General features: G+C 71.6%; 10 protein-coding genes. 6 read left to right on the forward strand and 4 right to left on the reverse strand.

Annotated features, from left to right (window positions below; genetic code table 11):
- Nucleotides 1–69 precede the first annotated feature (69 nt).
- Nucleotides 70–1,515 (reverse strand): dihydrolipoyl dehydrogenase, encoded by a 1,446-nt coding sequence (lpdA, locus tag ACWC1K_RS07030; RefSeq protein ID WP_450829217.1) that lies wholly within the window; start codon nucleotides 1,513–1,515, stop codon nucleotides 70–72.
- A gap of 88 nt (nucleotides 1,516–1,603) precedes the next feature.
- On the opposite strand from lpdA, the gene ACWC1K_RS07035 reads away from it, so the two are divergent.
- Complete coding sequence (locus ACWC1K_RS07035) at nucleotides 1,604–2,518, forward strand: LysR family transcriptional regulator (RefSeq protein WP_450829218.1); 915 nt, start codon at nucleotides 1,604–1,606, stop codon at nucleotides 2,516–2,518.
- 161 nt (nucleotides 2,519–2,679) lie between these two features.
- Here the strand turns inward: ACWC1K_RS07035 and treY are convergent, their stop codons facing one another.
- Nucleotides 2,680–5,046: a malto-oligosyltrehalose synthase gene (gene treY, locus ACWC1K_RS07040; RefSeq protein ID WP_450829219.1), complete on the reverse strand. Its 2,367-nt coding sequence runs from the start codon at nucleotides 5,044–5,046 to the stop codon at nucleotides 2,680–2,682.
- Nucleotides 5,047–5,211: 165 nt separating this feature from the next.
- On the opposite strand from treY, the gene ACWC1K_RS07045 reads away from it, so the two are divergent.
- Nucleotides 5,212–5,652 (forward strand): hypothetical protein, encoded by a 441-nt coding sequence (locus ACWC1K_RS07045; protein WP_450829220.1) that lies wholly within the window; start codon nucleotides 5,212–5,214, stop codon nucleotides 5,650–5,652.
- Here ACWC1K_RS07045 and glgX read toward each other — a convergent pair.
- Nucleotides 5,649–7,778 (reverse strand): glycogen debranching protein GlgX, encoded by a 2,130-nt coding sequence (gene glgX, locus ACWC1K_RS07050; RefSeq protein WP_450829221.1) that lies wholly within the window; start codon nucleotides 7,776–7,778, stop codon nucleotides 5,649–5,651. The genes ACWC1K_RS07045 and glgX overlap by 4 nt on opposite strands.
- A 193-nt stretch (nucleotides 7,779–7,971) precedes the next feature.
- Between glgX and ACWC1K_RS07055 the strand changes: the two genes are divergently transcribed.
- From ACWC1K_RS07055 to ACWC1K_RS07070, 4 genes are all read left to right on the forward strand, one after another.
- On the forward strand, nucleotides 7,972–8,772 hold the full coding sequence (locus ACWC1K_RS07055; protein ID WP_450829222.1) for a Tat pathway signal sequence domain protein: 801 nt from the start codon (nucleotides 7,972–7,974) through the stop codon (nucleotides 8,770–8,772).
- A gap of 54 nt (nucleotides 8,773–8,826) precedes the next feature.
- Nucleotides 8,827–10,149 carry a copper amine oxidase gene (locus ACWC1K_RS07060; RefSeq protein ID WP_450829223.1) on the forward strand — a complete coding sequence of 441 codons (1,323 nt, stop codon included), beginning with the start codon at nucleotides 8,827–8,829 and terminating at the stop codon, nucleotides 10,147–10,149.
- Between the two features lie 80 nt (nucleotides 10,150–10,229).
- Nucleotides 10,230–11,507 (forward strand): SAV2148 family HEPN domain-containing protein, encoded by a 1,278-nt coding sequence (locus ACWC1K_RS07065; protein WP_450829341.1) that lies wholly within the window; start codon nucleotides 10,230–10,232, stop codon nucleotides 11,505–11,507.
- Nucleotides 11,508–11,609: 102 nt separating this feature from the next.
- Complete coding sequence (locus ACWC1K_RS07070) at nucleotides 11,610–12,332, forward strand: exonuclease domain-containing protein (protein WP_450829224.1); 723 nt, start codon at nucleotides 11,610–11,612, stop codon at nucleotides 12,330–12,332.
- Between the two features lie 130 nt (nucleotides 12,333–12,462).
- On the opposite strand, the gene ACWC1K_RS07075 is transcribed toward ACWC1K_RS07070, so the two are convergent.
- A complete protein-coding gene (locus tag ACWC1K_RS07075; protein ID WP_450829225.1) occupies nucleotides 12,463–13,335 on the reverse strand; it encodes a phosphotransferase enzyme family protein in 873 nt (290 codons plus the stop codon).
- Nucleotides 13,336–13,484: the final 149 nt, after the last annotated feature.

Genomic DNA, 13,484 nt, shown 5'->3' on the forward strand with positions numbered 1-13,484 from the left:
GGCGCCCAGGTGCATTCACCGCCGACGACACGGCGCGCTGCTGCCGAAGGGGGGCGCGGACACCGGCGCTCACTGCTGGTGCAGCCCGCGGCCGGCCAGGGTCAGGAAGGTCTCGCCGACCGCCTCCGACAGCGTCGGGTGCGGGTGGATGTGACGGGCCACGTCCGAGGGGTACGCGTCCCAGCCGACGACCAACTGGCTCTCCGCGATCATCTCGGACACGTGCGGGCCCACCAGGTGCACACCGAGCACCTGCCCGCCGCCCGCCTCGGCGACGACCTTCACCATCCCGCCCTGCCCGTGCACCATGCCCTTCGCGACCGCCGTCAGGGGCATGGTGTTGACGTCCACCTCGTACCCACGCGCGCGTGCCTCCGCCTCGCTCAGGCCCACGGCCGCGGTCTGCGGCGACGAGTAGGTCACCCGGGGCACGGCCGCGTACTCGACCGGCACGGACGCCACGCCGGCCAGTGTCTCGGCCACCAGCAGGCCCTCCGCGAACGAGGCGTGCGCCAGGCCGAGTGACGGCGGCGGCAGCAGGTCACCGACCACGTGAACGCCGCCCACCGGCGTCTCCAGCCGGCCCCAGTCGGCCGGTTCGACGAAGCCACGCGCGTCCGTCGTGAGGCCCGCGGCGGCCAGGTCGAGACCGTCGGTCACCGGGGCCCGGCCGACCGCCACCAGGAGCCGCTCCACCTCGACGCCACGGGTCTCGCCGCGGGCCGTGCGCACACGCGCGCGTACGCCGTCCTCCAGCAGCTCCGCGTCCAGCAGCCGGGCACCCGTCTGCACGTCGATGCCGCGCTTCTGCAGACCACGCGTCAGGTGACGGCTCACGTCCACGTCCTCGAGCGGCACGAGCCGGTCGGCGGCCTCCACGAGCGTGACCTCCGCTCCCATCGAGCGGTGGAACGAGGCGTACTCGACGCCGATCGCGCCACCGCCGAGCACCAGGACGGACGCCGGCAGACCCGGCGCGAAGAGCGCGTCGTCGCTCGTCACCACGCGCCGGCCGTCCGGCTCGAGCCCCGGGAGCGTGCGCGGCCGAGAGCCGGTGGCCAGGACGATCCCCCGGCGTGCGGCGAAGTCCCCCACACCCAGCGCGAGTTCACCGTCCGGGCCCTGCACCTGTACCGTGCGCGGCCCCGCAAGCCGGGCGCTGCCCCGCACGACCCGTACGCCGGCCTGCGCGAGATGCGCCTCCACGCCCCGGTGGTTGCGGGCCACGATGTCGTCACGCGTGGCGACCAGCGCCGTCCAGTCGACGGCGTCCAGGCTCGCCTTCACCCCCCAGCGCTCGCGCGCCTCGGCGATGCCGTCGACGAGCTCGGCGGCGTGCAGCATCGCCTTGCTGGGGATGCAGCCGCGGTGCAGACAGGTCCCGCCGACCTTGTCCCGCTCGACGAGTACGACATCGAGACCGAGGGCGGCGGCGCGCAGGGCGGTGCTGTACCCGCCGGTACCGCCGCCGATGACGATGACATCCGCAGTGCTCAAGTCCCGTGTGTCGGCCATGCCCCCAGCCTCCGTCCGCCCCTTGCCATAAGTCCAAGGCAATATTCTTGTAGAACCGATGCAAGACGTTCATGAGACGAGGCCGGTCATGAGTCTGCGCCAGATGGAGTACTTCCTGGCGGTCGTCGACGAGGCGTCCTTCACGCGCGCGGCCGAGGTCCTGCATGTCTCCCAGCCCGCGCTCTCACACCAGATCAAGGCCCTGGAACGGTCGGTCGGCGGCGCCCTTCTGGAGCGCATGCCGCGCGGAGTGCGCCTCACACCGATGGGCCGCGCCTACCGTCCGCACGCCGAGCGTGCCGTCCGCAGCGCCGCCCAGGCCCGCCGCGCGGCCCGTGCCGCCGCCGGTGCCGAGGGCGGCGAACTGCACATCGCCGCCGTCCACTCCGTGGCGGTGGGCGTCCTGCCGGACGTGTTCGCCCGCTGGCGCGCCGCCCACCCCCATGTGCTGCTTCACCTGCACGAGTACGCCACCTCCCAGGCCCTGGAGGAGGAGGTCGAGCGCGGCACCGCGGACCTCGCCGTCGGCCCCGCACCCGCCGGCCGGCCGGGCACCGTCGTGCCCGTCGGCGAGGAGGAGGCCGTCCTCGTGGTCCCCTTCGACGACCGCTTCGCCGGCCGTACGACGGTGACCCTGCCCGAACTCGCCGACCGCCGGTGGATCCGCTGCGCCATGGAACCCGTCGTGCACGGCGAACGCTTCCTCGACTGGGCCTGCGGACTGTCCGGCTTCGCGCCGCGCACCGCCGTGTGGACCGAGCACACGTCGACGGCCGTACGGATGGCCGCGGCAGGAGTCGGCGTCTGCGTCGCACCCTCGCACATCGTCCGTGGAGCGGTCGGCGAGGACTGCGCGGTCCTCTCGCACGCCCCGTCCTGGAGGCGCCCGATGACCGTCTTCGCGCGCGTGCCGCCCACCGGCGCAGCAGAGGCCTTCGTAGACCTCCTCAGATCGTCATGGCCGACGCCGGGAACATCCTCCCTGACGGACCGAGCAGGCTGAGCAAAGCCCGCCGGGATCGGCAGCGCCCCGAAGGGGCGCGGGGCTGTGTCCATGTGCGGCTCCGCCGCGTGGGCGCGATCAGCCACGACGGCGCGGCAGACGGCTGAAGGCCCGTCGCACCCCCGCGGCGGAGCCGCAACGCCACGCAGCCCGCGGACCGCTCAGTCCGCGGCCACCCGCTCCAGCAGCACCACCGGCAGCGGCTCGAAAAGCTCCCCCACGCGCGCGTGCCCCTCGAACTCCCGCTCGGGAGACAGCACATCGGACCAGCGCCCGTCCGGCAGCGGCAGCACGGTGTCCCGCCAGCCCCCCGCATCCGCCAGCCGCAGCGACAGCCGTGTCACGGCGGTGACGACCTCTCCGGAGCGCGCGAACGCCACGCAGTGGCCCGCAGCCGGCCCCTCGGCGGTCAGCGGCGCGTACGTCGCCGCGTCCCCGAAGGCGCCGGGCCGCCGCGCGCGAAGCCGCAGCGCCGCCGCGGTCACCAGACCCTTCTCGCCGGGGTCCGCGGAGGGCGGGAACCGCACCGGACGCCGGTTGTCCGGGTCCACCAGCGCCAGGTACTCGCCCTCGGTGCCCTGGTAGACGTCCGGCACGCCCGGCATCGTCAGCTGGACCAGGGCGGTGCCCAGCACGTTCGCCCGGATGTGGGGCTCCAGCGCACGGCGGAGAGCCACCACGTGCTCGCCAGGGGCCCCGCACGGGCCCGCCGAGACGAACGCCGCCACCGCCTCCTCGTACGCGGGCTCCTGCTCCGTCCAGCTCGTCAGCAGCCCCGCCTCGCGCACATGCTTCAACAGGGCCTGCTGAACACGCTCCTCGGCCGCCGCACCGAGCCCGAACACCGTCTGCCACGCCGCCCACGCCACCTGCGCGTCCGGCACGACCTCTCCCGCGCGCGTCACCTCCGCCAGCACGTCCGCCCAGCGCTGCGGGCACTCGGTGAGCAGGGCCAGCGCCGCCCGTACGTCGGCACTGCGCTTCGTGTCGTGCGTCGACACGACCGTCCCGGTCGCGGGCCAGTCGCGCTGCACGCGCGCGCAGTAGGCGTGGAAGTCCTCCGGGGACACCGCCGGGCTCCCCGGGTTGCCGCCCACCTCGTTCGCCGACAGCAGCGGCACATAGCGGTAGAACGCCGTGTCCTCCACGGACTTGGCCCGCAGCGCGGACGCGGTCTGCGCGAACCGCGCCCGGAACTCCGTGTGGTCGGGGTGGGCGGGCCCGTCGCCATGACGCCCGAGGACCAGATCCCGTACGACGTCGACCGCGCCGGACTCCTCCGGGACGACGAAGGCCCGCTTGGCCTCGGCGGCGGCCTCCTCGGTGACCACACGGGCCGCGTCCCCGGGGGCGTACGGCCGGTAGACCTCCAGACGGACCAGCAGTTCCTGCAGCGCCGTACGCAGCGCCCAGGGAGCGCGGTCGCGCAGCGCGGGGTCCGGTGCGGCGGCGCACAGTCTGCTCGCCACCCGGGTCAGCCGGTCGATCTCGGCGGCCAGCTCGTGCGTGAGCACCTTGTACGCCGCCCGCCGTACCGTCGCGGCCCACTCGCCGCCGCGGTCGGTCTGCGGGGCCGCGAAGCGCCGGTACTGGCCGAGGAGTTCCCCGAACCCGGCCGGATCGGTGAACAGGCCGTCGATGTGCCGCAGGGCGTCGTAGCCGGTGGTGCCCGCGACGGGCCAGGAGGCCGGCAGGGCCTCTCCGTCCGACAGGATCTTCTCCACGACCGTCCAGCGGCCGCCGGTCGCCTCGTGCAGCCGCCGCAGATACGCGTCGGGGTCGGCGAGCCCGTCGGGGTGGTCCACCCGCAGTCCGTCGAGCACACCCTCGTGCAGCAGCTGAAGGATCTTCGCATGTGTGGCCTCGAACACCTCCGGGTCCTCGACCCGCACCCCGATGAGCTCCGAAATGCTGAAGAAACGCCGGTAGTTGAGCTCGGTGCGGGCCAGCCGCCACCACACCGGCCGGTACCACTGCGCGTCCAGGAGCTGCGGCAGCGGCAGCTCCCCGGTGCCCTCGCGCAGCGGGAACACATGGTCGTAGTAGCGCAGCACGTCACCGTCGACCCGCAGCTCACCGATGACCGAGCCGAGCGGGCCGCCCAGCACCGGCAGCAGCACCTGGCCGCCCTGCGCCTCCCAGTCGATGTCGAACCAGCGCGCGTACGGCGACTTGGGACCCTCCCGCAGCACCTCCCACAGCGCGCGGTTGTGGCGCGGAGCCATCGCCATGTGGTTCGGCACGATGTCCACCACCAGGCCGAGACCGTGCTCCCGCGCGGTGCGCGCCAGCGTGCGCAGCCCTTCCTCGCCGCCCAGTTCCTCACGCACGCGCGCGTGGTCCACGACGTCGTAGCCGTGCGCCGAGCCCGGTACGGCCTCCAGGACGGGGGACAGGTGCAGGTGCGAGACGCCGAGCGAGGCCAGATACGGCACGGCGGCCGCCGCGGCCGCGAACGGGAACTCGGGCTGCAGCTGGAGCCGGTAGGTGGCCGTGGGCACCGGGGGATCGGGTCGCTCAGGTGTCATGCAAACCTACGTACCCGCCCTGCCGCCCTTCGTGTCATCGTCCCCTGCACGGGTGCACGCACGCGTGGCTGCCGACGGCCACGATCCGGTTCGCCCGCACCAGCGGTTCGCAGGCCGCCGCGGGGCCGGCGGCCGGGCAGGTTACCCGCGGTCCGCCGGCGGGGAATGGCTCGCCGACCGGCACGGCGGCGGACGGTCGTGCTCGCCTTCTCGCTCGCCAACGCCGCCGCGCCCCCCGCACTCGTCGCCGGGTCCCTCGCAGGTCTGTCCGTCGCGCTGCCGCCGCTCCTCGGGGCGGCGGGCGCGACCGTGCCGCTGATCGGCCCCTGTGGCGCCGGCCCGCCGGTCTCCTTCGAGAGCACCCTCGACGAGATCTCCCTCGCCCCGGGCCCGGCCCTGGTCGGCCTGGCCGCCGTACGCGCGGCAGCGGCTTCGCACGGCACGCGACGGCGAGGGCGGCGCGGCCGTCGGGCCCGCAGCGTCGCGCGCTCCCGCATGCCCCGGTCCGTCCGCCCCCCCCGCCGCGCCGCCCTCGCCCTCCAAGGAGCGTGTCGCCGTCACCGGCCGCCTCGCCGAGTCGTAGGCCCCGCGGACGACAGGCCTTAGACCGGCCGCTGCAGCACCGTCAGGCTCCGGTCCACCAGCGTCAGCCGGTCGCCCGCCTGCACCTTCGGGCCGGTGTGCGGTGGCACTCCGTCCGAGCGGGCGGTGTCGACCACCACCTCCCACTGGCGGCCGTGGTTGACGGGCACCACGAAGTCCAGCGTTTTCGGCGAGGCGTTGAACATCAGCAGGAACGAGTCGTCGGTGATGCGCTCTCCGCGCGTACCCGGCTCGGAGATCGCGTTGCCGTTCAGGAACACCGTCAGTGCCGAGGCCGGCGCCGAGTCCCAGTCCCGCTGGGTCATCTCCTTGCCCTCCGGCGTGAACCAGGCGATGTCCGACAGCTCGTCGTGGGTGCCCTCCACCGGCCGCCCGTGGAAGAAGCGGCGCCGGCGGAAGACCGGATGGTCCTTGCGCAGCCACACCATCGCGCGTGTGAACGCCAGCAGCTCGCTGTCGGCCCCGTCCTCCTCCGCGTCCGGATCCGCCCATTTCACCCAGGCCAGCTCGTTGTCCTGGCAGTACGCGTTGTTGTTGCCGCGCTGGGTGCGCGCGAACTCGTCGCCGTGGCTGATCATCGGCACGCCCTGGGAGAGCATCAGCGTGGCGACGAAGTTCCGCATCTGGCGCGCCCGCAGCTTCAGCACCTCGGCGTTGTCGGTCTCGCCCTCCTCCCCGCAGTTCCAGGACCGGTTGTGGCTCTCCCCGTCCCGGTTGTCCTCGCCGTTGGCCTTGTTGTGCTTCTGGTTGTAGGAGACGAGGTCGTGCAGGGTGAAACCGTCGTGGCAGGTGACGAAGTTGATCGAGGCGAGCGGGCGGCGCCCGTCGTCCTGGTAGAGGTCCGAGGAGCCGGTCAGCCGGGACGCGAACTCCGCGAGCGCGCGCTGCTCGCCGCGCCACAGGTCCCGTACCGTGTCGCGGTACTTGCCGTTCCACTCGGTCCACAGCGGCGGGAAGTTGCCCACCTGGTAGCCGCCCTCGCCGACGTCCCACGGCTCGGCGATCAGCTTCACCTGGGAGACCACCGGGTCCTGCTGCACCAGGTCGAAGAACGACGACAGCCGGTCCACCTCGTGGAACTGCCGGGCCAGGGTCGCCGCCAGGTCGAAGCGGAAGCCGTCGACGTGCATCTCGGTGACCCAGTAGCGCAACGAGTCCATGATCAGCTGGAGGACGTGCGGTGACCGCATGAGCAGCGAGTTCCCGGTGCCCGTGGTGTCCATGTAGTAGCGCGGGTCCTCGGTGAGCCGGTAATACTGCGGGTTGTCGATGCCTTTGAAGGACAGTGTCGGCCCCAGATGGTTGCCCTCGGCCGTGTGGTTGTAGACCACATCCAGAATGACCTCGATGCCCGCTTCGTGCAGCGCCCGGACCGCCGACTTGAACTCCAGGACCTGCTGGCCGCGGTCGCCCCAGGAGGCGTACGCGTTGTGCGGGGCGAAGAAACCGATCGTGTTGTAGCCCCAGTAGTTGTTCAGGCCCATGTCGACCAGCCGGTGGTCATTGACGAACTGGTGCACCGGCATCAGCTCCAGCGTGGTCACGCCGAGCTCCACCAGATGCTCGATGATCACCGGATGCGCGAGCGCCGCGTAGGTGCCGCGCAGCTCCTCGGGCAGCCCCGGGTGCCGCATGGTGAGGCCCTTGACATGGGCCTCGTAGATCACCGTCTCGTGATATCCGCGCCGCGGCCGCCGGTCGTCGCCCCAGTCGAAGTACGGGTTGACCACCACGGACGTCATCGTGTGCGGCGCCGAGTCCAGGTCGTTGCGCCGGTCGGGCGCGTCGAAGTGGTAGCCGTAGACCTCCTCGCCCCAGCGGATGGAACCGCTGATCGCGCGCGCGTACGGGTCGAGCAGCAGCTTCGCCGAGTTGCAGCGCAGGCCGCGCTCGGGGGCGTACGGGCCGTGCACACGGAAGCCGTAACGCTGTCCCGGCATGATGCCGGGCACGTACGCGTGCCGTACGAATGCGTCGCTCTCGCGCAGTTCCACCGCCGTCTCCGAGCCGTCGTCGTGCAGCAGACACAGCTCTACTCGGTCCGCGGCCTCCGTGAAGACCGCGAAATTGGTGCCGGCGCCGTCGTACGTGGCACCGAGGGGATACGCCTCGCCAGGCCAGACCTGCATGGACACGACTCTTTCAGGTGGAGCGAGCCCCAGGGGGCGCCTTGGCGTCGAGTGTCCCCGAAAGTGATGGAACCACCTATGACTTACGTCCCTCTTACCGGGCGACCTGTGCATACGCCGTATGGCAACGCCGTATGCCAATCAGTGGGGCAGAAAAGTACTCCCGGGGATGAAGGGGGAGTAGGGGGCAAATGTGCGCAAGATAGTGCACCGCCATCTGGGCAAGGTGGTGGCCGGTGCGGCCATAGCGGTGGCCGGAACTGCCGTGATGGTCGGGATCACGCTGCCGGGGACGGCGGGGGCCGACGATTCGGGAGGGGCCAGGGCAGGGCAGGCCGGGCAGGCGGCCCAGGCGAACGGCACGCCCGCTCCGGGCGTCGTCGAGCAGGCCCCGGCCGAGGGCGAGAAGGGCAAGGGTCTCGACCCGCTGACCGACGACGAGACGAAGCGCGTCGAGAAGATCGCGCTGAGCCCGCAACTGCTGAACTCCGGTGAGAACGTCAAGGGGGCCCGCGGCCCGCAGCGCCTCACCGTGGAGCTCACCGAGCCGGACACCGACCAGCCGGACACCGCGCACGCGCCCCGGCGCGCGGACGTGACGTTCTACGACTACCGCAGCGACAGCGTCGTCACCAAGACCGTCAACCTGGACACCGGCAAGGTCGAGGAGACGAGCACCCAGCACGACGTCCAGCCGCCGCTCGGCATCGCCGAGCAGACCGAGGCGGCCCGGCTGCTGATCGCGGACCCGCTGGGCGCGGGCCTGAAGGCGGACTACAAGGACGCCACGGGCAAGGAGCTCACCTCCCCGGACCAGCTGACGCTCACCAGCATGGTGTTCCGGGCGACCCCGGGCGTGCGGCCCGCCGAGCTCGGCAAGTGCGGTGAACACCGCTGCACCCGGCTCTTCCCGAAGGTCAAGAACGGTGCCTGGATCGACACCCGGGACTTCGTGATCGACCTGAGCGCCCGCAAGGTCGTCAAGCTCGGCTGAGCCGGGTCCGTTCACTTTTCACACCTGCTTCTCCTGTGAGGGAGTCACCTCGTCATGCACGTCAACAGAGACAGCCGTGCCCGCCGCAGCGCGCTGCGCAGGCGGGCCCTGGTGGGCCCGCTCGCGGTCGGGCTCGCCCTCGGCGGCACGGCAGCGGCACCGGCCTTCGCCGACCACAAGGAGGCGGCCGCCGCCGCGGCCCCCCAGTGCAGCGCGGCCTACCAGATCGAACAGAAGCTCTCCACCGGCACCACCTGGCGGATGTGCTGGCGCTTCGAGAGCAGGTCCGGGGTCATCCTGGACGACATCTCCTACCAGCCGCCCGGCGAGTCCCAGCCGATCAAGGTCCTCAACAGCGCCAAACTCGCCCAGATAGACGTTCCGTACGACGACGGCAGCGTCGAGTACAACGACGTCACGGACTACAACTTCGGCGACGGCCTGCTGAACCTCACCCCCGACGAATGCCCGGGCGGCACCATCAAGACCGTCAAGGTCGCGACGCCCTTCTACTCGGACTCCTCGGACGTCAAGGGCCTGTGCGCCACGACCCGTTCCCGCGGCCACGCCTACCACCTGCTGTCCGACGCCAACAAGACCTACCAGGCGCAGGGCAAGGACCTGCTCCTCTACACGGTCAACAAGGTCGGCTGGTACGAGTACATCACCGAGTGGCGCTTCCAGGACGACGGCACGATGAGCATGAACGCCGGCGCCACCGGCAGCCTCTCGCCCGACGACTACGACGCGGGTGACGGCCGCGGCTGGCCCATCGGCAAGGGCGCCAAGGCCTACGCCACCAGCCACAGCCACAACATCTTCTGGCGGCTCGACTTCGGCCTGGACGGCTCGTCCAAGACCAAGGTCGAGCAGTACGACTCGAAGGTCAGTGCCCCGGTGGGCAGCCAGCAGGCGCCGACCAACAAGACGACCCTCACCAAGGTCACCAAGGAACTCGCGGGCGACGCCAAGGACATGCGCTGGTGGCGCGTGGTCAGCACGGCCGGCAAGAACAAGGACGACCACCCGCGCTCGTACGAGATCGTCCAGGGCCCCACCGCGAAGTACCCGGGCCGCAGCTTCACCAGCCACGACGTGTACTTCACCGAGTACAACAAGTGCGAGCAGTACGCCAGCGGCAACCCGCTCAACTGCGGTGCCGGGCACGGCAAGTCCGTCGACAAGTGGATCAACGGGCAGACCCTCACCCACCCCATCGTCTGGGTGAACGTGGGCTTCCACCACATAGCCCGGGACGAGGACCAGCAGCCGATGCCGGTCCACTGGCAGGGCTTCTCCATCGCCCCGCGCGACGTCACGGCTATGAATCCGCTCACTCCGGCCGCCCTGGCCGCTCAGAACGGGCACTGGCACTAAGGCAGTTGAGAATCGACCTGTCCATCCGGCTGCACCGCTGACTGCTCCCGGAGTACCCTTCCTTGATCGTTGACACGGGGATGCTCGGGGGAGCGGAAGGCGGTGCGCGGGTGGGGTCGGGAGGGCTGGAGTTGCCCCCTGGTGACGAGGGTCACGAGGGGAACTCCACAGATGTCCCGCCCGGCACGGTGTCCCTGGCCCGGCCGATGGCGACGAGTTCCATCGGGCCGGAGCTGGACTGGGATGCCGACGCCTGGCGCGAGGTGCGTACGCGCGCCCAGCGAGCCGGCCGGGCCTACATCTGGCTGAATCTCGTCGAACAGCGGCTGCGCGCGGTCGTGGCCGCTGTTCTGCGGCCCATCTACGAACCCGTCCACGGCGACGACTGGGTGGTCGCCGCGGCCGGGCCGGCCGGCCAGGAATGGGTGCAGCGCGCGGTCGCCGTACGCGAGGTCAGCCGCCGCAAGGGCTATCTGCTCGACCCGGCCGACGACAACGTGCTCAGCTTCCTCACCCTGCCCCAGCTGCGCGAGCTGATGGTGCAGCACTGGCCCTGCTTCGAGCCGTACGTCGACGACCGCCGTGACGTCGAACTCGCCCTGGACGAGCTCGAGGTCACCCGCAACGTCGTCTCCCGCAACCGGGCCCTGTCCGAGGCCGTCCTGAACCAGGCGGAGCGGGCCTCGGCGAGGCTGCTGGACGTCCTCGGTGCGGCCGGGGACGTGCCGTCGGCCCGCCGGCTGCCCGTGGACGCGGTGGAGGAACTGGTCGGCGACCGGTTCGCGGACGTGGTCGCCGTGCACCCCGACCGGGTGCGGCTGCTGCGCCAGTTCCCGGCCGAGGACATCTTCGGCGGCGCCCGCCGCCTCGACGCCGTCGGCATCGGCCTCAACCTGCTCGTGCAGAACTTCTCCGGACGCCGGCTGGTGCGCCTGGCCGAGGCGGGGTGCCGGGTCCGGCTGCTGTTCCTCAACCCGGCCTCCAGCGCCGTCAAACGACGCGAGCGGGAACTCGGCATGAAACGCGGTGAGTTGAGCCGAGCGGTCGAGATGAACATCCTGCACATGCGCCGCGTCCGCTCCAGGCTGCGCGACCCGGCCGCCTTCGAGATCCAGGTCTACGACGAGACCCCGCGCTTCACGGCCTACCTCGTCGACGGCGACGGCTCGGACGGCGTCGCCGTGGTGCAGTCCTATCTGCGGCGTTCGCGCGGCATGGAGGCTCCGGTGCTGGTGCTGCGCAACGGCAGCCGGGTGGTGAAGCCGGACGACATGGGCAAGGGAGTCGAGAGCGGGCTCTTCCCGACATACCGCGAGGAGTTCGAAACGTCCTGGGCGGATTCGCGACCTGTGTCCTGAACTGTCGCCGAGGCCAAGCGGAATGCGGTCCTCGGATTGTCAGTGGCCCATGGGAAGGTGGAGACCACTGGGGGAAAGCACCACCAAGAAGGGGGGCCACGCATGGGCTGGCACCGGGAGCTGCTGATCGGCTTCGACCTGGAGACGACCGGGACCGATCCGCGCGAGGCGCGCATCGTCACGGGGGCCGTGATCGAGGTCAGGGACGGACAGCCCATAGGGCAGCGGGAGTGGCTGGCGGATCCGGGCGTGGAGATCCCGGCGGACGCCGTGGCGGTGCACGGCATCAGCAACGAACGCGCGGCGGCTCAGGGCCGCCCGGCCGACGAGGTGGCGAACGCCATCGCGGACGTCCTGGCGACCTACTGGAAGACGGGCGTCCCGGTCGTCGCCTACAACGCGGCCTTCGACCTGAGCCTCCTCTCCGCGGAACTGCGACGCTACGGCCTGCCGTCCCTCCGCGACCGCCTGGGAGGCCTCGACCCCGCCCCGGTCATCGACCCGTACACGATCGACCGCTGGGTCGACCGCTACCGCCGTGGCAAGCGCAACCTCGAAGCGGTCTGCACGGAATACGGCGTCACCCTGGACGCCGCCCACAACGCCTCCGCCGACGCCCTCGCCGCAGCCGGCCTGGCCTGCGCCATAGCCACCCGCCACCCCAAGATCGCAGCCCTCGGCCCGGCGGAACTGCATCGCCGCCAGATCGAGTGGTATGCGGAATGGGCGGCGGACTTCCAGAGTTTCCTGCGCCGCAAGGGTGACGCCACAGCGGTGGTCGACGGGACGTGGCCACTGCGGGAGCCGGCGGACGAGCCGGTCTGAACCGCCGGGTTCGGGGGTGCCCCCTAAGGGGCGGGGGGCTGTGTCGATTTGCGGCTCCGCCGCGCGGGCGCGACCAGCCACATCGAACCTGCAGCCGCGCGACAGCAACAAGCCCCCAATCAACAGGCGCTCAGAACGAATACCACCGCACAGACTCGTCCCCGTCCCGCAACGACGCCACCCGCCGCTCGAACTCGGCCAGAGCGGCGGGATTGGTCGCGGCCTGCTGCGCAACCCACGCACAACTCGCCGTCTCACGCGCCCCGCGCAACACACCGCAGCCGTCCCACTCCCGCACATCCCACCCGTACGCCTCGATGAAGGAGTCGTAGGCCTCGGCAGGCATGCCATAGCGGTCACGCGAGAGCGCCATCACCACCAGATCGTGCTCGCGCAGATCGGCCGAGAAGGTCTCCAGGTCCACCAGAACGGGGCCGTCCGGCCCGACATGCACATTGCGGGGCAGCGCATCGCCGTGGATGGGGCCCGGCGGCAGATGCGGAGTAAGTGCCGCGGCTGCCGCGGCGAACCCGTCGCGCCGCTCACGCAGATACGCCGCGTCCGCGGGGTCGATCGCCTCGCCCGCGAGCCGCAGCCAGCGTTCCACACCGCCCAGCAGCTCGCGGGGCGGCAGCTCGAAGGCATCGACAGGGGGAGTGGGCAGTGCGTGGACGACCCGCAGCAATTCGGCCAAATCCCGGGGCTCGGCCGGCCGTACGGCATCCGGGATCCGGTGCCACACCGTCACCGGGTGACCCTCGACCAGCAGTGGCTTGGGCTCCGCCGCCCGCACCGCGGGCACCCCCGCCTCGGCGAGCCACAGCGCGATGTCCAGCTCACGGCGCGCCCGGTCCAGGAGTTCGGCGTCACGGCCCACCTTGACGACCAGGTCGCCGGAGGCGAACACCGCGTTCTCGCCCAGGGCGAGCAGCCGTGCGTCCCGCGCCGGGCCGGGCAGCACCCGCGCCGCGGCCAGTACCCCGCGCGCCCGTGACTCGTCCATCGCCTTCCTCCCACGTCCGCGTATGCATCGGTGAACGGCGTCGAGATCGCGCCACCCACCGGCCCAGTCTCGCATTCGCACAGGTCGGACCGTGTGCGTACGGCCTTGACGGTGCATACGCCCTTCACGACCATGACTCAGGCCCGCCG

It is taken from the genome of Streptomyces sp. NPDC001492, from assembly GCF_053597275.1.